This is a genomic window from Corynebacterium tuberculostearicum, assembly GCF_046097465.1.
GTDB classification, from domain to species: domain Bacteria; phylum Actinomycetota; class Actinomycetes; order Mycobacteriales; family Mycobacteriaceae; genus Corynebacterium; species Corynebacterium tuberculostearicum_I.
Genome location: NZ_CP175799.1, coordinates 1,522,504 through 1,542,589 on the forward strand (window position 1 = coordinate 1,522,504; position 20,086 = coordinate 1,542,589).

At 60.1% G+C, this 20,086-nt stretch carries 17 protein-coding genes; 4 read left to right on the top strand and 13 right to left on the bottom strand.

The genetic code is table 11. The annotated features are described in order from the left end of the window. The first annotated feature begins 224 nt into the window (after positions 1–224). The gene (locus ACKFRX_RS07225) at positions 225–1,121 is read left to right on the top strand and encodes a GDSL-type esterase/lipase family protein (protein ID WP_408919938.1); all 897 of its coding nucleotides are present in this window, start codon (positions 225–227) and stop codon (positions 1,119–1,121) included. Here the strand turns inward: ACKFRX_RS07225 and ACKFRX_RS07230 are convergent. The 13 genes from ACKFRX_RS07230 to aspS all read right to left on the bottom strand — a co-directional run bounded on the left by ACKFRX_RS07230 (position 1,118) and on the right by aspS (position 16,282). After that, positions 1,118–2,224 (bottom strand): aminopeptidase P family protein, encoded by a 1,107-nt coding sequence (locus ACKFRX_RS07230; protein WP_408919937.1) that lies wholly within the window; start codon positions 2,222–2,224, stop codon positions 1,118–1,120. The genes ACKFRX_RS07225 and ACKFRX_RS07230 overlap by 4 nt on opposite strands. A 120-nt stretch (positions 2,225–2,344) precedes the next feature. Continuing rightward, positions 2,345–2,773: a type II 3-dehydroquinate dehydratase gene (gene aroQ / locus ACKFRX_RS07235; protein ID WP_179386560.1), complete on the bottom strand. Its 429-nt coding sequence runs from the start codon at positions 2,771–2,773 to the stop codon at positions 2,345–2,347. Between the two features lie 2 nt (positions 2,774–2,775). Continuing rightward, entirely contained in the window at positions 2,776–3,846 is a 1,071-nt protein-coding gene (gene aroB / locus ACKFRX_RS07240) for a 3-dehydroquinate synthase (RefSeq protein WP_408919936.1), read from the bottom strand. 65 nt (positions 3,847–3,911) lie between these two features. Then, positions 3,912–4,448, bottom strand: a complete 537-nt coding sequence (locus ACKFRX_RS07245) for a shikimate kinase (protein WP_005328489.1) — start codon at positions 4,446–4,448, stop codon at positions 3,912–3,914. Positions 4,449–4,451: 3 nt separating this feature from the next. After that, on the bottom strand, positions 4,452–5,663 hold the full coding sequence (aroC, locus tag ACKFRX_RS07250; RefSeq protein WP_408919935.1) for a chorismate synthase: 1,212 nt from the start codon (positions 5,661–5,663) through the stop codon (positions 4,452–4,454). 68 nt (positions 5,664–5,731) lie between these two features. After that, the gene (locus tag ACKFRX_RS07255) at positions 5,732–6,133 is read right to left on the bottom strand and encodes an A24 family peptidase (protein WP_366512257.1); all 402 of its coding nucleotides are present in this window, start codon (positions 6,131–6,133) and stop codon (positions 5,732–5,734) included. A 103-nt stretch (positions 6,134–6,236) separates the two neighbouring features. Next, positions 6,237–7,064, bottom strand: a complete 828-nt coding sequence (locus ACKFRX_RS07260; RefSeq protein WP_408919934.1) for a shikimate dehydrogenase — start codon at positions 7,062–7,064, stop codon at positions 6,237–6,239. A gap of 32 nt (positions 7,065–7,096) precedes the next feature. Then, positions 7,097–8,290, bottom strand: coding sequence for an endolytic transglycosylase MltG (gene mltG / locus ACKFRX_RS07265; RefSeq protein ID WP_179387570.1), 1,194 nt, complete (start codon positions 8,288–8,290; stop codon positions 7,097–7,099). Positions 8,291–8,328: 38 nt separating this feature from the next. Beyond that, positions 8,329–8,880, bottom strand: coding sequence for a Holliday junction resolvase RuvX (gene ruvX / locus ACKFRX_RS07270; RefSeq protein ID WP_005328491.1), 552 nt, complete (start codon positions 8,878–8,880; stop codon positions 8,329–8,331). Between the two features lie 10 nt (positions 8,881–8,890). Continuing rightward, positions 8,891–11,575 carry an alanine--tRNA ligase gene (gene alaS, locus ACKFRX_RS07275; RefSeq protein WP_408927593.1) on the bottom strand — a complete coding sequence of 895 codons (2,685 nt, stop codon included), beginning with the start codon at positions 11,573–11,575 and terminating at the stop codon, positions 8,891–8,893. Between the two features lie 101 nt (positions 11,576–11,676). Next, complete coding sequence (locus ACKFRX_RS07280; protein ID WP_250408466.1) at positions 11,677–13,068, bottom strand: AAA family ATPase; 1,392 nt, start codon at positions 13,066–13,068, stop codon at positions 11,677–11,679. A gap of 43 nt (positions 13,069–13,111) precedes the next feature. Next, a complete protein-coding gene (locus ACKFRX_RS07285) occupies positions 13,112–14,326 on the bottom strand; it encodes a phosphotransferase (protein WP_250410607.1) in 1,215 nt (404 codons plus the stop codon). Between the two features lie 123 nt (positions 14,327–14,449). After that, positions 14,450–16,282, bottom strand: a complete 1,833-nt coding sequence (gene aspS, locus ACKFRX_RS07290; protein WP_250410609.1) for an aspartate--tRNA ligase — start codon at positions 16,280–16,282, stop codon at positions 14,450–14,452. Between the two features lie 244 nt (positions 16,283–16,526). Here aspS and ACKFRX_RS07295 point away from each other — a divergent pair, with 244 nt between their 5' ends. The 3 genes from ACKFRX_RS07295 (at position 16,527) to ACKFRX_RS07305 (ending at position 20,086) form a co-directional block, all read left to right on the top strand. Beyond that, on the top strand, positions 16,527–17,405 hold the full coding sequence (locus ACKFRX_RS07295; protein WP_040425308.1) for a neutral zinc metallopeptidase: 879 nt from the start codon (positions 16,527–16,529) through the stop codon (positions 17,403–17,405). A gap of 240 nt (positions 17,406–17,645) precedes the next feature. Next, positions 17,646–19,232 (top strand): inorganic phosphate transporter, encoded by a 1,587-nt coding sequence (locus ACKFRX_RS07300; protein ID WP_408928274.1) that lies wholly within the window; start codon positions 17,646–17,648, stop codon positions 19,230–19,232. A gap of 143 nt (positions 19,233–19,375) precedes the next feature. Beyond that, positions 19,376–20,086 (top strand): hypothetical protein, encoded by a 711-nt coding sequence (locus tag ACKFRX_RS07305; protein ID WP_408927594.1) that lies wholly within the window; start codon positions 19,376–19,378, stop codon positions 20,084–20,086.

The following is a 20,086-nucleotide window of genomic DNA, read 5'->3' on the forward strand; positions in this document are numbered from 1 at the left end:
AAAGGTTGAAAACAATGTTTAAGCCTACCGGACAACTGCCCCTTGGGGTATTACCGGTCCCCCATTTCTTCCCCACAGTTACCAGCGGAGTGACTTTTGGGGCCCGTCGCCTGCCCTAAACCATCAGACACGCGAGCAATCAAAGGTTTTTATCCAGCAATAACTCGCTGTACCATAAGGCTTTGCTTTATTGATTTTTCACATATCAACCAAGGATTTTTGCGATGCCTTTCAAGAAGCTTTACGCCGCGGCTACCGCTACTGGCGCAGCCGTAGCAGCACTCTCTGCTCCGCAGGCCATGGCAGCAGACGCCCAGACCGTGATGTTCGGCGATTCTGTCTTTGCCAACCCAACCTATGGCCAAATTGGCACTACCTCGAGCCTGTCTCCTTCGGCAGGCACCACGCTCTCGTCTGCCACCCACGGCATCGAAGACGCTCCCGGCGCGCCGTCCCCACAGGGCTGCCCGCAGGGTCAGAGTAATGTTGGCCGCGAATTGGGGCTCGTTTCTGGCCAGCACGTAGCCAACTACGCATGCTCTGCGGCGAAGGCCGCCGGCCACTCGCACCGCAAGGACTTCAATGAGCAGATCAACGGAGCCATTGCTAATAATGATCTCAATGGCCAAACGAAAAACGTTTTGATTCAATTCGGCGCTAATGACTTCCAGGAAATCGTGCGCCCATCGCTTTCTTCTTCCAACCCTTACTACGACGGCATGAAGAATTCGATCCAGCGGGTCCGGCACGCCGCCCCGAATGCCCGCATCACCGTTGTAGGCTATCCCGCCATTTCCGCCCGCAATGGCGCGGTATGCCCGCTGCGTACCTCCGCACCGGGTTCCTCTGAAGCCGGTTTCAACATGGACTACGCGGGCTTGGTTCGCACCGGTGAGGACCAGGTCAATAGCGCCATGTACAAGGCAGCACGCGCAAACGGCGTGCAGTATTACGACCTACGCGCCGACTCCATTGGTCACGGCATGTGCGCGCCGGACAGCACCCGCTGGATTTCCGGCAAGTGGGAGTACTCCGTACCGCACAACCTCTTCAATCACCTCACGCACCTGGGCAACCGTAATGTCGCCCAGCTGCTTAACTCTAAGGTTCTGGCCCACTAGGCGGGCAGTTCAGTAAACTCCTTCGTCGCGGCGGTGATGATCTTCGGGGCGCCATCGGTAATGATGAGGGTATCTTCGATGCGCACGCCGCCCTTGCCTGGCACATAGATGCCCGGCTCGATGGTCAGGGTCATGCCGGCGGCGAGTTCGCCCTTACCGGTCTGTGCCGCGGATGGAGCCTCATGGACGTCTAGGCCCACGCCGTGGCCCGTCGAGTGCACAAAGTAGTCGCCATAGCCGGCGGCGGAGATGACATCGCGGCAGGCGGCGTCGACGTCGGCAAGCTTAGCGCCCGGCACCGACGCTGCCACGCCTGCCTTTTGGGCGCGGAGCACCACATCATAGATTTCCTTGGCAAAGTCATTCGCCGTGCCCACGACGTAGGTTCGGGTGCAATCGGAGTTGAATCCACGCAGGTGAGCACCAAAATCGATGGTCACTAGGTCACCGTCCTCGATGACCCGGTCATCAGCGCCATGGTGCGGCATCGCCGAGTTCGGACCAGAAGCCACGATGGTATCGAAGCTCACTCGCTCCGAGCCAAGCATGCGCATCCGATATTCCAAATCGGCAGCCACCTGGCGCTCGGTGCGGCCGGCACGCAACTCACCGGCAGCGAGCAGATCCTCCAGCGCCTGATTAGCCAGCGCAGCAATCTCTTCCAGCTTCTCTAGCTCGAGCGAATCCTTGACCAAGCGAATCTTTTCAATGACCCCGGCAATGGGAACCAAGGTAACCGACTCCGGGGCAGAGTCTTCCAGTTCCTTCAACTCAGAGACCGAGAGGTAGTCGGCTTCAAAACCGACTCGAACCGGCCCCTCGACATCGGCAAATTGCTGCAGCAGCACCTTTCCTACCGCGCGGCCCTGGATAGCCCCCAGATCGGGAACCTCGCGGGCGATCTGCGTGGTGTACCGGCCGTCGGTAGCAACCTGCGCGGTAAGGTCCTTGCGCAAAAGTAGCCCGCCATTCGAGCCGGAGAATCCCGACAGATAGCGCACGTGCGTGAGGTGGGTGACCAGAACGGCATCGATGCGCTGGCCGGCTAGTTCCGCGGCAAGCTTGCGGCGTCGGTCACTAAAACGGGTATCTGCCAAAGCCATGATTTCATCCTTCTGGGTCGACTGCGGTGTAGAAAGTATCCACCCAGTATATCGACCCTGCCCCCGCAGTTGGGCGGATTTCTTTCTAGCCGGCTGCCGCTCAGCCCGTTCGTGGGGTGCCTATTGGCAGAGGTAGTCCACTGCCGCCACGTAGCCGAAGACCCCCAACCCGGCGATGACGCCGCGGGCGATTGGGCTGAGATAGGAATGATGCCGGAAGGGCTCGCGCGCATGCACATTAGAAATATGCACCTCTACGAATCCGGCGCCATCGGCTACCTCTGCCAGGGCATCCCGCAGGGCCACTGAGGTATGGGTAAAACCGCCGGGGTTGATAATCACTGGGTGGCCCGCATCCGCGGCGGCATGCACCTTCTCAATGAGCTCGCCCTCATGGTTGGACTGGAAGCACTCTACTTCTGCACCGTGCACGGCAGCGCGCGAGGAGATCATCTCTTCTACATCTGCCAAGGTGGTCGAGCCGTAGACATCCGGCTGGCGTTTTCCCAAGCGGTTCAAGTTCGGGCCGTTGAGGACAATAATCTTCATTTCTACTCCGAAATCGCGGCGTAGGCCGCCTCTAGCTCATCCGTGCTGGGGCCTTCGAGGCGGGCGGTCTCGCCCACCCCGGTCAAGGCGACAAACCGAATCTTTCCGTCGCGGTTCTTCTTATCGTGGGTCATCGCCTCATACAGGTCCGCGAACTGGCCCGGCCTATACGTGGTTGGCAGCCCAATGCTGTCAAGGATTCGGCGGTGCTTTTCCACCAGTTCTGCGTCAATGAGGCCGCGCGCATGCGCCAGGTGGGCGATAAACATCATGCCCACTGCCACCGCGTTGCCATGGCGCCACTGATACTGTTCATGGCGCTCCACCGCATGGCCAAAGGTATGGCCGTAATTGAGCGTTTCGCGCAGGCCCGATTCTTTAAGGTCCTCGCCCACCACCGCGGCCTTTACCGCGATGGAGCGCTCAATCAATTCTGGAAGATAGCCCTGCGGGTCCACGCATGCGGCGGGGTCACTGTCATAGCGTTCAAGGATTACCGGGTCATGAATGAATCCGGTTTTGATGATTTCTGCCGAGCCAGCAATGATCTCCGCCGCGGGCAGGGTATCGAAGTGCTCGAGGTCCACAAACACAGAATCTGGCTCGTGGAAGGCGCCAACGAGGTTCTTGCCGGCTGCGGTATTGATACCGGTTTTGCCGCCGACGGCCGCATCAACCATGGCCAATAGCGTGGTAGGCGCCTGAATGACCTTGATGCCGCGCATCCACCCAGCCGCAGCGAACCCAGCCAAATCGGTGGTGGCGCCGCCGCCGAGGCCGATGATGACGTCACGGCGGTTAAAGCCCTTCTCCCCCAGCTGATCCCATACGCTACCGATGACGCTGAGCTGCTTGGCGGCCTCGGCATCGGGGACGTCGATAAGCGTAGGCTCCACCCCCTCAGCGGCGACGAGTTCCGCTAGGCGCTCGGCCGCGGCACGCAGCGGCGGCTGGCAGATAATGCCCGCCTGGCCTGCACCAATCTCCGCACAGCGCTGCGCGATGTCCCGGTTGAGATCGGTGCCAATGCGAACTTCATAGGGCTGTGGTCCATTAACGGCAATGCTGGGCATGGTGGTCCTTTCCGTTCGCCGCCGAGCCAATGGGGCGAGCAACTAGTGTTAGCGCGGCGGGGAATCTACAGGGTATCGAGGAAGCCGAGGATATCGCCCACTACCTGCTGTGGGGTCCGGGCATCGGTGCGTACCCGGTAATCGGCCACCTCTTGGTAATAGGGGCGGCGCGCCTCCACGAGGTTGCGGTAGTGCTCAAGGGGATCTGCGGCTGCGAGAACCGGCCGATTGCTATCCCCGGACGTCCGCCGTGCGCCTTCTTCGGGCGAGATATCCAAAAAGATGACGGTATGGCGCTCCAACAGCTCACGGGTGGCGTCCGTCAGCACTGCCCCGCCGCCGAGGCTGACTACTCCACCGGTGCGCAGTGCCGCAGCAACGTGCTCGGCTTCGAGCGCGCGAAAGTCTGGTTCACCAAGCTCGCTAAAGACTTCTCCGCACGGCTTATCCTTAGCCTGTTCGATAAGGTGGTCCGAATCCACCAGTTCGCAGCTCAAGGCGTGGGAAAGGCGGCGGCCGATGGTGGATTTACCCGCACCTGGCGGGCCAACCAAAACAACGCGTGGACGGGGCAGGCCCGTAACGGCGGTTGGGGTGGTCATAACTTACTCCTGGTCAAAAGCAAGGCGGTCCGAAACGTATTTATCATACGCGGCGATGGCCGCAGAGGTTTCTTCGAGGCTATCGCCACCGAATTTTTCTAGCACGGCGCGTGCAAGGACGAGGGCAACCATGGCTTCTGCAACGACGCCCGCCGCCGGAACCGCGCACACATCGGAGCGCTGGTGAATGGCAGTAGCTGCAGCGCCGGACTCCATATCGATGGTGCGCAAGGCACGCGGCACGGTAGAAATCGGCTTCATTGCCGCCCGCACGCGCAGCTGCTGCCCGTTGGTCATGCCGCCTTCGAGTCCGCCAGCACGGTTGCTCAGGCGGGATACGCCGTCTTCGGTTCGCACCATCTCATCGTGGGCAGCGGAACCGCGACGACGGGCCTCGGCAAAGCCATCGCCAATTTCCACGCCCTTGATAGCCTGAATGCCCATCAATGCGCTGGCCAATTGGGCGTCCAAGCGGTCATCGCCGGAAGTATGCGAGCCCAGGCCGATAGGCAGGCCATCGACCACAACTTCAACGATGCCGCCCAAGGTATCACCCTGCTTCTTTGCGGCCTCAATTTCCGCAATCATGGAGGCTTCAGCCGCCTTATCGCAGGCGCGGACCGGCGAGGCATCGATAGCCTCGATGTCCGCGAACGCTGGCGCAGGCCCCTCATAAGGCTCGGAAGCGCCAATGGAAATCACGTGGGAGAGAACCTCGACGCCGAGGGTCTCGCGCAGGAAATTGCGCGCAACGGTAGCTGCGGCCACTCGCGCCGCCGTCTCACGCGCAGAGGATCGCTCGAGGATGGGGCGTGCTTCCCTGTGGCGGTACTTCACCATTCCGGCAAAGTCCGCGTGCCCTGGGCGCGGCCTCGTCAAGGCGGCACCGCGGCCGGAGTTCATCGCTTTAATAGTGTCTTCATCGTCCATATCCAGCGGATCGGCCGACATGATGGTGGTCCATTTCGGCCACTCCGTATTGCCAATCATGATGGCGATGGGACTACCCAAGGTCCGCCCGTGGCGGACTCCGCCCAGCACGGTCACCTCATCAGCCTCAAACTTCATACGGGCACCGCGGCCATAACCGAGGCGGCGCCGGGAAAGCTGATGGGAAATATCGGCGCGGGTAATAGGAACCCCAGCGGGCATGTGCTCCAGCATCGAAATAAGAGCTTGGCCGTGGGATTCACCTGCAGTAGTCCAACGAAGCATGCGGGTATTATCGCACGGCCTGGCCAATCCAGTACCAACTTGGCCCCGCAATATATTCTTCCACCCCCTCAAAGAGGGTGCGCACATGCGATAACGACCGCTGCCGCTAGCAACATTGCAGGACCATGCGGGCTCTCCTTCTGCCCACTGCACACCGACCACATAAGAGTCAGGAGGGACGCGCTGCCGCTTGCCGCTACCACGCCCATAAACCCGGCCACATGCCCCACCAGCATTCCCAGGGGCCAGGCGAGTTTTATGTCGCCTCCGCCCACGCCTGCACGGGCCAGCCCCAGCACGAGGTACATCCCTGGCCACCACAGCCCACTCCAATTGGCAAGGGCAAGCGAGAGCACCGCAGCTGGAAGCGTCAGCCAGTCTGGCAATCGGCGCTGCCGAATATCCCACCAAGACAAGGCTGCTGCCCACAAACCATAAATAATTCCCCCGACTATTAACACGGGGATCACCCTAAGGCACGCTGTGAAGAAGCGCTGGGCGCCAATGTCTACATGGCGAAATCTGCAGCTTTTACGGCACGGGGGTTGCAGGCCGCGCTTGCCGACGCCCCTCCTACTTAGTCGTCTGCGACCGCTTCTGCAGCTCCTGGTTCAATGCCTTCAGCATGTCTTCCCGCGGGGCGGCCACCCCGGTAAATTGCTCGAACTGGCTAAATGCTTGGTGCGCGAGCATGACATGCCCGCCCACGGTCTTGTAGCCATTGGCCGCCGCGCACGAGGTCAGCGGTGTGGGCCAGGGATCATAGATGACGTCCAGCACCGGTGCGTGGGCGAGGTCAAAGACATAGTCTTCCACCGCCGCGGCTGGAACGGTGGACACAATGACATCGGCAGCGCGAGCCAGCGCGGATAAGTCCCCGTCGAAACTGACAAAGGAAAGTTCCAGCCCTAATTTCTGGGCGAGCGGCAACAGTTCGGCGCTGCGGTCGGAACGGTTGAGGACCGTAACCTTTTTCACCCCGCGCTCGGACAGCGCCCACAACGCTGGACGGGCGGTGCCGCCAGCACCAATGAGCAGCGCATGGGCTGCTGGGCCATCCCCCAGAAGTTCGCCGAGCGCACCGCGTACGCCCTCGGTATCGGTATTGTCCGCATACCACCCATCAGCCCTGCGCACCAAGGTGTTTGCTGAGCCTATCAGTTGGGCCCGGTCGCTTACGGTATCCGCAAAGCGGAGGGCGGCAAACTTGCCGGGCATGGTCACGGAGAAACCAGCAAACTCTGAGTCGCTTGCCGCCACCAATTCCGGCAGCCCCTCCGCCGAGGTTTCACAGCGGGTGTAGTCCCAACCGGCCAGCCCGGCGGCCTCGTAGCCAGCATTGTGAAGCACCGGAGACAAGGAGTGCTTGATGGGGCTACCAAGGACCGCCGCACGTGGCATGGTGTTTCTACCTCTTTGTGGTTGTCGCGACTCTACTCGGCGGGCTGCTCGGCAGCGGCGTCGCCGTTGCCGGAACCAGCGCCCTCGCCTTCGCGCTTGGAGTCAAGCACGCCGGAGCGGATGGCATCATCAACGCGGCCCAAGTGCTCATCGTAGGTGTCGGAGAAGACGGTAGTGCCCTCCTCGTCCACGGTGACGAAGAACTTCCAGTTGCCCTCAGCCGGTTCTTCCATGGCCTTGATTGCATCGTCCGAAGGAGAAGCAATCGGGGTATCTGGTAGGCCTTCCTTCGCGTAGGTATTCCATGGGGTCTTTTCGCCGCGGGCCTCGTCGGTGGTGGCCAGCTCAACGTCTTCCAAGCCGTAGTTCACGGTGGAGTCAAACTCCAGGCGCATTGGCTCGTCCAAGCGGTTGAGGATAACGCGGGCAACCTTATCGAACTCGCCCGCCGGAGCCTCGCGCTCCACCAAGGAAGCGGAGGTGAGCAGTTCATAAGGGCTCAAGCCGATAGCCTGGGCGCGTTCCTCGATATTGGTCTCGTTGTAGCGCTTGGTGGAGCGGGTGATGAGGTCCTTGAGGATATCCTTGGCCTCCATGTTGGGGTCGAGGACATACTGGCCTGGGGCAATAAGGCCCTCAATGCGCTTGGGATCATTGCCGCGCTTATTGATGGCGTCCAAGGCCCACTCCGGTGCGCCCAGCTCGGCAGGGTCGGTTTCCGCCGCAACCTTTTCCAAGTCCTCCTTCTTCAGGCAGTTGCCATCGTTGCAGCTGACCTCAGAAATCAGGGAGTAAATGCCGTAGCGGACGTCTCCGCCCACAACCTTGACGTCCTCCAAGGTGGCGCCACCTTGGACCTCGAGCATGTCCACGCGGTTATTCTCATCCAGCAGTGCCTCGACTGCCGCGTCCGCGCTCATTTCTTCCTGCAGACGATAGAAGCCCGGCTGGATTTGGCTCGCGCCGTGGTTCATCGACGCAGCAGAATCGAAAGCGTCCTGCGTCTTCACCACATTCTTTTCTACCAATGCAGGTCCGAGCTCGGACATGGACGAGCCTTCCGGCACCTCCACCAGCTGGGTGGTACCGTTGCCGGTTCCTTCATAATCGGCGGAGGTATTGCCGAGTCGGAATCCGATGTAGATAAGGGCGCCAAGGATGACGATGATCGACGCAATAACAACGGCAATGCCGCGCTGGCGGCGCTTGACGTATTTCGGCTCCATCGATCGGCCGAGGCGTTCTTGATTACGGCTCACGTGTTTTAGTCTCCTGAGTCTGAAGGCTGGTCTATTGCATCATGGGATCGTAGCGCGCTCGCGCGCCCATCCAACCAAGTCTGCAATATCTCCACCGCTGCTGCTTGGTCGATGACTTTACGGCCCTTCTTCTCGGACACGCCGGACGCGCGCAGCGCGGTGGTCGCTGCCACGGTAGTCAGACGCTCATCAGCCAAACGTACTGGTGGTGGAACTTTATCTATATTTGCATCTCGATTCAACCGACGGCGGATCCGAAACGCAATTTCTTTAGCGTGTTTTACGCTTTTGGAGCCATTTCCCTGCAAGTCCCGTGGCAGGCCAACGACAACTTCAACTGCATCATAGGAATCAATGAGCTCCAGGATGCGGTCAATATCGCCCTTATCGCGGTCTTTGAACCCGGTTTCTCGGCGCACGGTCTCCACTGGAGTGGCAAGCGTTGCTTCCCTATTGGACACTGCCACACCAATGCGCACCGTACCGACATCGAGCGCGAGCCGGCGGCCCTGCCCCGGGTCATCAACTCCGGGGCTATCTGGTTCCACTTTTGCCACGGTCGAACTCCTACAGGGACTCGAGCATGTCCTTGACAGCTTCAAAGCCGCGCTCAGCGCCGGCCGCAGTAGAGCCAGAGCCCTGGGCCATATCCGGCTTTCCGCCACCGCGGCCGTCGACGTACTGTCCAAACTCCTTGACGATGTCGCCGGACTTTACGCCGCGGCCAACAGCCTTGTCCGTGGCTGCCGCGATGAATGGGAACTTGCCCTTGTCTTCGGCGCCCAGGACGATGACGGCTTCTTCTTCGCGCAGGCGGTTGCGCAGGTCCGTTGCAACGGTGCGCAGGTCGCCACCGGTGGTGCCTTCTGGCAAGGTCAGCGCAATGACCTTGAAACCATTGATGTCCTTAGCTGCGCTGACGAACTCGGAAGCACGCGCAGCCAGCTGCTGCTTGCGCAGGGTTTCAATTTCCTTCTCCGCTGCCTTGAGTTTTTCAGACAGCTGCGCGATGCGCTCTGGCAGATCCTCGGTCTGCACCTTCAGCTCGCGGGAAACGCCCTCTACCAAGGCGGTTTCCTTGGAGTAGTAACGGAAGGCATCCAAACCGGAGTAGGCCTCGATACGGCGAGCACCAGAGCCAACGGAGGACTCACCCAGCACGGACACCGGTCCGATTTCAGCGGAGGAACCAACGTGGGTACCACCGCACAGCTCGATGGAGAACGGTCCGCCGATTTCTACTACGCGGACCTCCTTGCCGTAGTTCTCACCGAATAGTGCCATAGCGCCCATGGCCTTGGCCTCCTCCAGGGAGGTCTCAATGGTGTTCACGGCAAAGTTGGAGTCGATTGCCTGGTTGGTAATCAAAGCAATCTCTTCCAACTGTGCCTGGCTGAGCTGCTCGGTGTAGTTGAAGTCAAAGCGCAGGTAGCCCGGACGGTTCATGGAGCCGGCCTGGACGGCGGTGGGGCCAAGCACCTGGCGCAGTGCGGCGTGAATGAGGTGCGTAGCAGAGTGTGCCTGGGTAGCACCGTGGCGCCACTGCTCGTCGACGGCCGCCTCAACGGACATGCCCAAGTCAAGGCCGCCGGCAGTAACCGTCGCCTTGTGTACCCACAGCTTCTTACCGATCTTTTGAACGTCGTTGACCTCAAGGAGGGATTCGCCGGCCATGATGCGGCCGCGGTCTGCCATCTGGCCGCCAGCTTCGGCGTATAGCGGGGTGTGGTCCAAGATGACCTCAACCTGCTCGCCCTCGCGTACCTGGTCGACCTTCTCGCCGCCGCGGACGAGGCCGATCACGCGGGCGTCGGAAGTAAGCTCCTCAAAGCCAGTGAAGACGGTGGGGTTATTGTCCACCCAGTCGCGGTAGAGGGAAAGGTCAGTGTGGCCGTGCTTCTTGGCCTGATTATCGGCCTTGGCGCGGCGGCGCTGCTCGCCCATGGCGTCGTTAAAGCCATCCATGTCGACCTCAAGACCAGCCTCCTGGGCCATCTCCAAGGTCAAGTCGATAGGGAAACCGTAGGTATCGTGCAGCTCAAAGGCCTTCTCGCCTGGCAGGACCTTTGCGGTCTTCGCGCGGGAGGTGGACTTGAGCTCCTGGACGGCATCATCGAAGAGGCGGGTGCCGGACTCGAGGGTCTTCAGGAAGGCCTTTTCCTCATTCACGGCAACGCGCAGGATGCGCTCACGGTTGTCTGCAATCTCCGGGTAAGACGGGGTCATGGTGTCCATGACCGTATTCATGAAGCGCTCCATAGTCGCGCCCTTAGCGCCCAGCAGCTTGGCGGAACGGATAATGCGACGCAGCAGACGGCGCAGGATGTACCCGCGGCCCTCGTTGCCCGGGGTCACGCCATCCAGGATGAGCATCATGCCGGTACGGGAGTGGTCAGCTACCACGCGGAAGCGGATATTGTCCTCGTGGGAGGCCTTGTCACCATAGGTGGCACCGGTAAGCTCCTCGGCTACGTCAATGACTGGGCGCAGCAGGTCCGTTTCATAGACGTTGTCTACGTCCTGCAAAATGCAGGCCACGCGCTCGATGCCCAGGCCGGTATCGATGTTCTTCTTGGGCAACTCTCCAACGATCTCAAAGTTGCCCTTGCCAATGCCCTCACCGCGTTCATTTTGCATGAAGACCAAGTTCCAGATCTCCATGTAGCGGTTGTCATCGGCAATCGGGCCGCCGTCCTTGCCGTACTCAGGACCGCGGTCATAATAAATCTCGGAGCACGGGCCACAGGGTCCTGGGATACCCATGGACCAGTAGTTGTCCTCCATGCCGAGGCGCTGAATGCGCTCTTCTGGAACTCCGATCTTGTCGCGCCAAATTTCGGCGGCCTCATCATCATCGAGGTAGACCGTAACCCACAAGCGCTCTGGGTCTAGGCCAAAGCCGCCCTCCTCAACGGAGCCGGTAAGCAAGGTCCAGGCGTTGGTAATGGCGCCTTCCTTGAAGTACTGACCAAAGGAGAAGTTTCCGGCCATCTGGAAGAAGGTGTTGTGGCGGGTGGTAATGCCCACCTCATCAATGTCCAAGGTGCGCACGCACTTTTGGATGGAAGTGGCAAGGCCCTTGGCAAAGGGCGGGTTCTGCTGGCCTAGGAAGTAGGGCTTAAACGGAACCATGCCGGCATTAACGAAAAGCAGGTTAGGGTCATCCAGGATCAGCGAGGCGCTTGGTACTGCCTCGTGACCAGAATTGACGAAGTGCTGGGTAAACCGTTCCCGGATCTCATGAGTCTTCACGAGCAACAATCCTAACTGTCTGAGCTTTCATCTTCTATCAAGAAGTTTCTAACCCGCCCAACTCTACCCTTCGCTGCACAGCGATTTCCCATCGGTGGGGATCAGCGCGGCCGGCGAACGTTTTTGCCTGGACCACGCTTGCCACGAATAATGCTGCGCAAGCGGCCTATATAGTCATAAACTCGCTTCTCAGCCCCGTGATCGGTGGGTTCATAGTAAACCGAACCCTCCAGCTCATCGGGCAGGTACTGCTGCTCTACAACGCCGCGGGGATCATCGTGGGGGTAGACATAGCCCACGGCATTTCCCATCCGCTTGGCACCCTCGTAGTGCCCATCGCGCAGGTGCGGTGGCACGTGGCCCACCTTGCCGGCGGCTACATCGGCTTGGGCCTGCGTGATGGCAGAGATGACCGAGGGCGATTTTGGCGCGGTGGCCAGGTGAATGGTGGCCTGCGCCAGCGGAATTCGGGCTTCTGGCATGCCAATGAGCTGAGCGGCCTCGGCCGCCGCCACGGCCACCTGGAGCGCGGTGGGATCGGCCATGCCGATGTCCTCGGAGGCGTGCACGATGAGCCGCCGGGCGATAAAGCGCGGGTCCTCCCCGGCTTCTACCATGCGGGCGAGATAATGCAGCGCAGCGTCGACATCGGAGCCGCGAATGGACTTAATGAACGCGGAAACCACGTCGTAGTGTTGGTCGCCGTCGCGGTCGTAGCGCACCACCGCCTTATTGACGTTGTCCGTGACCGTTTGTGGGGTAATCTCCCCGCCATCGTCAACCGCCTCTGCCGCGGCCTCGAGATAGGTCAGCGTGCGCCGCGCATCGCCGCCGGCGAGGAGTACCAACTGGTCCAAGGCTTCATCGGTAATCCGAATCTTGCGCTCGCCTAGGCCACGGTCGCTTTCTAGCGCGCGCTTGGCGACGCCCCTCAAGTCATCGTCGCTGAGCGAATGCAGCTGCAACAGCAGCGAACGAGACAAAAGCGGCGCGACGACGGAGAAGGAAGGGTTTTCCGTCGTTGCCGCGACGAGCAGTACCGTGCGGTTTTCCACGGCTGCGAGGAGTGCGTCCTGCTGGGTTTTGGAAAATCGGTGTACCTCATCAATGAACAGCACCGTGCGCCGGCCATGAATGAGCTCTTGCCGGGCGTGGGTGATGACCTCGCGGACCTGCTTGACGCCCGAATCAAGCGCGGAAAGGCCCACGAAGTTCTGCCCCATTTGGCTGGCGATGAGCGAGGCAATGGTGGTCTTGCCGGTGCCCGGCGGCCCGTACAAGATGACGGAGGCCTCTCCTGATCCTTCCACGAGGCGGCGCAATGGCTTGCCGGGCGCCAGCAGATGGTCTTGTCCGACCACTTCATCGAGGTTTTGGGGACGCATGCGCGCCGCCAGTGGGGACCCAGCGTGGGTGGCAAAAAGGTTCTTCCCCGGCAGCGGCGACGCGCTGCGGTCCGGAGTGGGCCCGCCAAATAATGAGTCTTGAGACACTGGAAAGCTACCTCCTAAAAGCGTGCGGGCACATCGTGATTGTCTATTCGTCATCCAAGCGGCGCGCAATGGCGCTGCCAAATTCCGCGATGGGCGCGCAGGCGGGGCCATCGCAGCGCGCGGCATACCGGGATAGCGCCTCAAAGGTTTCATAGAGGTCGCGGCGCACGAGCAATTCATCTTCCGTGAACGGACCGTGGTCAGCAGGGCGCAAGATGGAGCGCTGCGGATCGTGGACGACCTCGGCTTCTCCCCTGGCAAGCGCAACCAGACCTTCAATGCCGCCGGCGTGCATCGTGGTCACGCTCGATAGCGCCCAACCGATGAGCGACGCCACGATCAGGCCGTGGATTTCGTCCGCATTGGAAAATAGCGGCCACACCTCAGATACGGCACGAGACCAAGCAGAGATGAAGATATCTGCCTCTTCGTCCGTAATCGGCTTGGAGAAGAGGAACTGTGGGAATCCGGCGATAACGCAGGCTACGTCGAAGCCAACATTGCGGAACCCTGCCCATTCATAGTCCAAGAAGTGCAGGCGCTGGGACACAATGATGTTATCCGGTGAAAGGTCGAAGGGAGTAAAGGCTCGGTCCTTGCCGGATGCCAGGGAGCGTGCGGCTTGACCCGCAAGATCCCGGAAGCTGGCCGGTGCCTCCAGCCCGGCTTTATCCAGCAAGTCGAGCCCGATGCCAATGGAGCGCTCCAGCGCCTCATCGCGCACGGACTGGTGCGGGGCCAAGTCCGGATTCTTGCGCAGCATCCTATTGAGCAGGGTTTCATAATCTTGCTCGTGGCCCGCGGTTCCAGCGTGCATGTGCCCCAACGCACTGCCCAGTGAGCGCAGCACCCGCACGCGATCATCATCGGTGGACTGTACAAGGACGTCGGCAAGCGTTTCGCCCTCACCCAAGTCCGTCAACACGATAATGCGCTGCTCCAGATCGTGGGCAAGAAGTACGGGTCCGGGGCGCACGTCCTCAGATAACGCGGTGGTGAACTGATAAGCCACCACCTCGCGCAGCATCGCGGCATCGTCGACGCCATAGCCGGTGACCGGGTTGTACTTAATGACTACCGAGCGGTGCGGCAGGAAGGCTCCGGGGGCAATCCTGGCGCGCAGGACCATTGCATTGCCGGAACCGTCCAAGCGCTCCACGCTCGACATCTCCGGGGTCCCACCAAAACGGCGCGACAGCATCTCCGAGGCGGCCTTGATGACGTCCTCGGGTGATAGCACAGCTTCGTTATCAACCATAGTTCTATCCAGTATGCCCCCTCACACCAAAGCGGGGTCACAAGTTCGCCCGCAGCGAAATTGCCGCGGACTACGATGTGCCCCGCACGGTGCGCCTGAAAGGCTGAGGTTTAAGCCTTCTGCTTACTTCTCCTCAGCGGTTTCACCCGCAGTGGAACCAGACTTTTCCTGTTCCTTCTTCTTTTCCGGCTTGTAGTCTACGCCGGTCTCCTTACGCTGTGCGGCAGGGATTGCCGCAGGGGCGTCGGTAAGCGGATCCACTCCGCCGCCGGACTTCGGGAACGCAATGACGTCGCGGATGGAGTCGAAGCCGCCCAACAGGGAGACGATGCGGTCCCAGCCGAAGGCGATGCCGCCGTGTGGTGGGGCGCCATACTGGAAAGCATCGAGCAGGAAGCCGAACTTCTCCTGAGCCTCCTCGTCACCAATTCCCATGACGTCGAAGACGCGCTTCTGCACGTCCTGCTGGTGGATACGGATGGAGCCGCCGCCGATCTCATTGCCGTTGCAGACAATGTCATAGGCGTACGCCAGCGCCTCGCCCGGGTTCTGGTCAAAGTTGTCCAGGTACTCCGGCTTCGGAGAGGTAAAGGCGTGGTGAACCGCGGTCCACTTGGAGTGGCCCAAGGCGACGTCACCAGAAGCGGTCGCATCAGCGGAAGGCTCAAAGAGCGGAGCGTCTACAACCCAGGTAAAGGCCCAGTCGCCTTCCTTGATAAGGTCCAGCTTCTTGGCAATCTCGCCACGGGCAGCGCCCAGGAGGGCGCGGGAAGACTTGGTGTCACCGGCGGCAAAGAAGATGGCGTCGCCCGGCTTAGCGCCGACGTGCTCTGCAATGCCCTCGCGCTCGGCGTCGGTAATGTTCTTAGCTACCGGACCGCCCAAGGTGCCGTCCTCGCCCACGGTGATGTAGGCCAGACCCTTGGCGCCACGCTGCTTAGCCCAATCCTGCCAAGCATCAAACTGACGGCGTGGCTGGGAGGCGCCGCCCTCCATGACCACGGCGCCGACGTATTCGTTCTGGAAGACGCGGAAGGTGGTGTCCTTGAAGAACTCGGTGCACTCTACAATCTTGATGTCAAAGCGCAGGTCCGGCTTATCGGAACCGTAGTACTTCATCGCATCGGCGTAGGTCATGCGCGGGATCGGAGTCTTGATCTCGTAGCCGATGAGCTTCCACAGCTCGGTGACAATCTCTTCGGCCAAGGCGATGACATCGTCCTGGTCTACGAAGGACATCTCCACGTCCAGCTGGGTAAACTCTGGCTGGCGGTCAGCGCGGAAGTCCTCATCGCGGTAGCAACGCGCGATCTGGTAGTAGCGCTCCATGCCGGAGACCATGAGCAGCTGCTTGAAAAGCTGTGGGGACTGCGGCAGTGCATACCAGGTGCCTGGCTTCAAGCGTGCTGGAACCAGGAAGTCGCGTGCACCCTCCGGGGTGGAACGGGTCAGGGTTGGAGTCTCGATCTCAGCAAAGTCATGCGAATCCAGCACCTTGCGGGCCGCGCGGTTGGCTGCAGAACGCAGGCGCAGTGCCTGTGCCTGGCGCTCGCGGCGCAGGTCCAGGTAGCGGTACTTCAGGCGAGTCTCCTCGCCTACCTCACCCGAGGTGGAAGGATCATCAATTTGGAACGGCAGCGCTGCGGACTTATTCAAAACCTCAAGATCCGCGACGTTGACCTCAATCTCACCGGACGGCAGGTTGGGGTTTTCCGAGCCTTCTGGGCGAGGCTCCACGGTACCGGTGACCTTGACGCAGTATTCGGAACGCAGGTCGTGGGCGCGCTCCGCCACGTCAGATTCACGGAAGACAACCTGGGCGATGCCGGAGCGATCGCGCAGGTCAATGAAGATCACACCACCGTGATCGCGGCGGCGGGAAACCCAACCGGTTAGGGTGACGGTCTCTCCTGCGAGTTCTTTGCGGAGCTCACCTGCTAAGTGGGTACGCAGCACTGTTGTTCAATCCCTTCTGAAAATTGTGTCACTTGCGGGTCCCGCCACGCGTAAACAGCGCGCGCCAAACCAAGCACAAGACTAGGAACGCGCACAATTCTACATCCCTACCGGTACGCGGAGCGCAGTTAGGTGGACGCAAGCTAACCCCGAAGGCCACAGAAGAACCCCCGTTTCCCTCCTTCGGCCTCTTTGCAACAATCTCCATCCAGTGTATGAGGGGACCATGTGGCACTATTTAGGCATGACTTTTAGATCAGGTGCCGATTTCGGCGGCAAAGAAGCGCGTTCGGGTGGTGGCGGCGGTGGTATCGCCATCGGCGGTGGCGTCGGCTCGATTGTTCTAGTAGGCCTTTTCCTCCTCTTGGGCGGCAATCCCTCAGACTTGGGCTCAATTCTGGGCAGCGAGCAGACCCAATCCGACGGCGCTGCACAGGGCGAAAGCCCCGAATGCGAAACTGCAGAAGATGGCAATACCAAGGATGAATGCCTCGTAGAGTTTACCGGTCGCAGCGTGGATAACGTCTGGTCCAAGGTCTTGCCGGAACAGGCAGATATCCAATACACCGAGCCGGAGCGCGTGGTCTTCCACGGCGGCGTTAATACCGGTTGTGGCGCGGCGTCTTCTTCTACTGGCCCCTTCTACTGCCCGCGCGATGAGTCCGCCTATTTCGACACTGCGTTCTTTGATTCCTTGCGCAACTTCGGCGCGGAAAATGCCCCTTTGGCCCGCATGTACATCGTGGCGCACGAGTTCGGCCACCACATTCAAAACCTTGAGGGTACCCTCGGCCTGTCGGACTATAACGACCCAGGCGCCGATTCCAACGCGGTGAAGATCGAGCTCCAGGCTGACTGCTACGCAGGCCTGTGGGCATCCTACGCTGACAAGGGCGATAACCCCTTGCTCGAGCCGATTACTAAGGAACAGGTCTCAGACGCTGTCGCGGCAGCCCAGGCGGTGGGCGATGACAATATCCAGCGCCGCTCCGGCGGCCAGGTCCAGCCTGATTCCTGGACGCACGGTTCCTCCGAACAGCGTGAGAAGGCATTCCTCGCCGGATATAACTCTGGCAAGATGTCCCAGTGCGACACCCTGGAGCGCGGCGCCTACCGCGGCTAAAACTCTCAACGTGGTCGTCACCTAAAGCGGCGGCCATTATGTTCGCAAATAGCCACATTGCTTTCACGAACTCCACATCTTGAGTTCACTTTCCCGACACCTAGGGCCTTTAGTCTGAGCGTGCATTCTCTACATAAGAATTTCCTTTGAGAATCCTCTTAACCACGCTGAGAAGCGCAGTCATCCCTCTCGTGCACGCTTTCCTGAAAGGTTCCTCCTGTGTCTACCCCTACCACCCACATGACGGACATTGAGGCCGTCAACGGCAAGGGCAACGACTGGATTTGGCACGCCATCTTTGGCGGCCTCACAGCCGTTACCCTCATCGGTTTTATGATCTGGGGCCACGACTACGTCGATGGCTCTAAGCCCATTCTCCTTGGCACTGCCATTCTCTTCGCTCTCTTCATGGCCTTCAATATTGGCGGCAATGACGTTGCCAACTCCTTCGGCACCTCCGTAGGTGCCGGGACGCTGTCCATGAAGCAGGCCCTCGTCGTCGCCGCCATCTTCGAGGTCTCCGGCGCCATCCTCGCCGGCGGCGAGGTTACCGATACCGTGCGTTCCGGCATCGTCGACCTTGACGCCATCGATGGGCTCGACCCCATGGAGTTCGTCTACATCATGATGTCGTCCCTTTTGGGTGCGGCCATCTGGCTCCTCGTTGCCACCCGTATGGGTTGGCCGGTGTCTACCACTCACTCCATCGTTGGCGGCATCGTCGGCGCCGCGCTCACCGTCGGCTTCGTCACCGGCAAGGGCGGCTTGGACATGGTGCAGTGGGGCGGAATTGGCACCATTGCCATCTCGTGGGTGCTCTCCCCTGTCCTCGGCGGTCTCGCCGCGTTCATCCTTTTCAAGTGGATTAAGACCTCAATCTTGGTCTACAACGAGGAAGCAGACAAGAAGCTGCGCGAAATCAAGACCCGTCGTGCGGAGCTGCGCCAAGAGCACAAGTCTCGCTTTGCTCGACTCAATGAAATTCAGCAAATCAGCTACACCAACGCCATGGCCCGCGACGCCGCCTTGGTGGCAGAAGAAGACTTTGATCCGGATCAGCTGGAATCTGAGTACTACCGCGATCTGTATAACCTCAACAAGGACATGGATGATGTCAAGGCTCATCGCGCTCTGGAGAGCTGGGTACCGGTACTAGCCGCCATCGGTGCCATCATCATTTCCGCCATGGTGATGTTCAAGGGTCTGAAGCACACCGGACTTGATTTCAGCGTCCTTCAAAACCTGTTGGTCATGGGCATGGTCGGCGCAGTGGTGTGGATGGCCGTCTTCATTTTTGCTCGCTCTCTGAAGAAGAAGTCGCTGGCAAAGTCCACCTTCCTTCTCTTCTCTTGGATGCAGGTATTTACCGCTTCCGCCTTCGCCTTCTCCCACGGTTCCAACGACATCGCCAATGCCATTGGCCCCTTCGCTGCGGTGATTGACGTCCTCAAGACCGACCAAGTCAGCGATGAGGCTGCCGTGCCGGTAGCCGTCATGATTGCCATGGGCGTTGCCCTGATTTCTGGCTTGTGGTTCATCGGCCGCTTCGTGATTCAGACCGTGGGCTCGGGCCTCACCCAAATGCACCCTTCCTCCGGCTTCGCTGCTGAGCTTGCCGCCGCCGCTGTGGTGATGGGTTCATCGATCTTGGGCCTTCCGGTTTCTTCCACCCACATCCTCATCGGCGCCGTGTTGGGCGTGGGCATTGTCAACAAGGCAGCCAACTGGAACCTGATGAAGCCTATCGCTTTGGCGTGGGTCATCACCCTGCCCGCCGCGGCAGTCATCGCCGCCATTACCGTGTCTGTGCTGCGCGTAGTCTTCTAGGGATAGCTCAGCGCCGCATATCCTCAGCACCCCATTTCATCCGCTAGCCACACCGGCCATTGTGCCGGGGCTAGCGGATTTTCCATTAGGCGGCTTGGACAAACGCCCTGCTTGGCGACGCCCCCTTCTCTACACTGGCCCATATGACCGCGCACCGAGCTACTGCATTCCTGGCCGCATTCAACGACATAGAACAACACTTGCGCTCGGCTCTCAACGCTGAGAACTCCGATTCCTTCTGGTGGATAGTAGACAAGCACGTGCTTTCCAGTAAGCAAGCCGAGGCACTCAAAGATTTTTCCAACCTACGCAATGCAATTGCCCACGGGCGCTACTACAAATCAGAGCCCATTGCAGAACCGCACGAGGCAGTGGTTAAGCAGATTTCGGCTCTCCGAGACATAGTGGTGTCCCCTCCCGACACACTCCAGGTTTTGCAGCCACAAAAGGTATTTACCTTGACGTCTGCCACATCAATCATGGAGGCATTTAGCGTCATAAAGGATAAGGACTTCTCCCAAATCCCGATCTACGATGAGGGCCGATTCACCGCTTTGCTAACCACCAACACTATTGCGCGATGGGTAGCCAGAGACCTCAGCGATAATCACGAGCTCGATGCCGCGGACATCGCGGACATAGTGGAATACAAAGAACCCAGTGATCGCGCTATCTTTCTTGCCCGCGCAGTAAGCGTGCAGGAGACGGTGGACGCTCTTTCAGAAACCGATAGTCAAGGGCACCGCCCTTGCGCAGCGGTCATCACAGAACACGGCAAAGTCAATGAGAGACCCCTGCGCCTAGTTGCACCGGCCGATCTACCGGCACTTTTTGATGCCCTAGAATGGGAATAA

Bases quoted from the DNA above. Each gene is read 5' to 3' on its own strand.
- ACKFRX_RS07230 (WP_408919937.1), bottom strand. From the start codon at position 2,224: ATGGCTTTGGCAGATACCCGTTTTAGTGACCGACGCCGCAAGCTTGCC.
- ACKFRX_RS07305 (WP_408927594.1), top strand. From the start codon at position 19,376: ATGACCGCGCACCGAGCTACTGCATTCCTGGCCGCATTCAACGACATA.
- ACKFRX_RS07285 (WP_250410607.1), bottom strand. From the start codon at position 14,326: ATGGTTGATAACGAAGCTGTGCTATCACCCGAGGACGTCATCAAGGCC.
- mltG (WP_179387570.1), bottom strand. From the start codon at position 8,290: ATGGAGCCGAAATACGTCAAGCGCCGCCAGCGCGGCATTGCCGTTGTT.
- ACKFRX_RS07260 (WP_408919934.1), bottom strand. From the start codon at position 7,064: ATGCCACGTGCGGCGGTCCTTGGTAGCCCCATCAAGCACTCCTTGTCT.
- aroB (WP_408919936.1), bottom strand. From the start codon at position 3,846: ATGCCCAGCATTGCCGTTAATGGACCACAGCCCTATGAAGTTCGCATT.
- aroC (WP_408919935.1), bottom strand. From the start codon at position 5,663: ATGCTTCGTTGGACTACTGCAGGTGAATCCCACGGCCAAGCTCTTATT.
- ACKFRX_RS07295 (WP_040425308.1), top strand. From the start codon at position 16,527: ATGACTTTTAGATCAGGTGCCGATTTCGGCGGCAAAGAAGCGCGTTCG.
- aroQ (WP_179386560.1), bottom strand. From the start codon at position 2,773: ATGAAGATTATTGTCCTCAACGGCCCGAACTTGAACCGCTTGGGAAAA.
- ACKFRX_RS07300 (WP_408928274.1), top strand. From the start codon at position 17,646: ATGACGGACATTGAGGCCGTCAACGGCAAGGGCAACGACTGGATTTGG.
- ACKFRX_RS07245 (WP_005328489.1), bottom strand. From the start codon at position 4,448: ATGACCACCCCAACCGCCGTTACGGGCCTGCCCCGTCCACGCGTTGTT.
- ACKFRX_RS07225 (WP_408919938.1), top strand. From the start codon at position 225: ATGCCTTTCAAGAAGCTTTACGCCGCGGCTACCGCTACTGGCGCAGCC.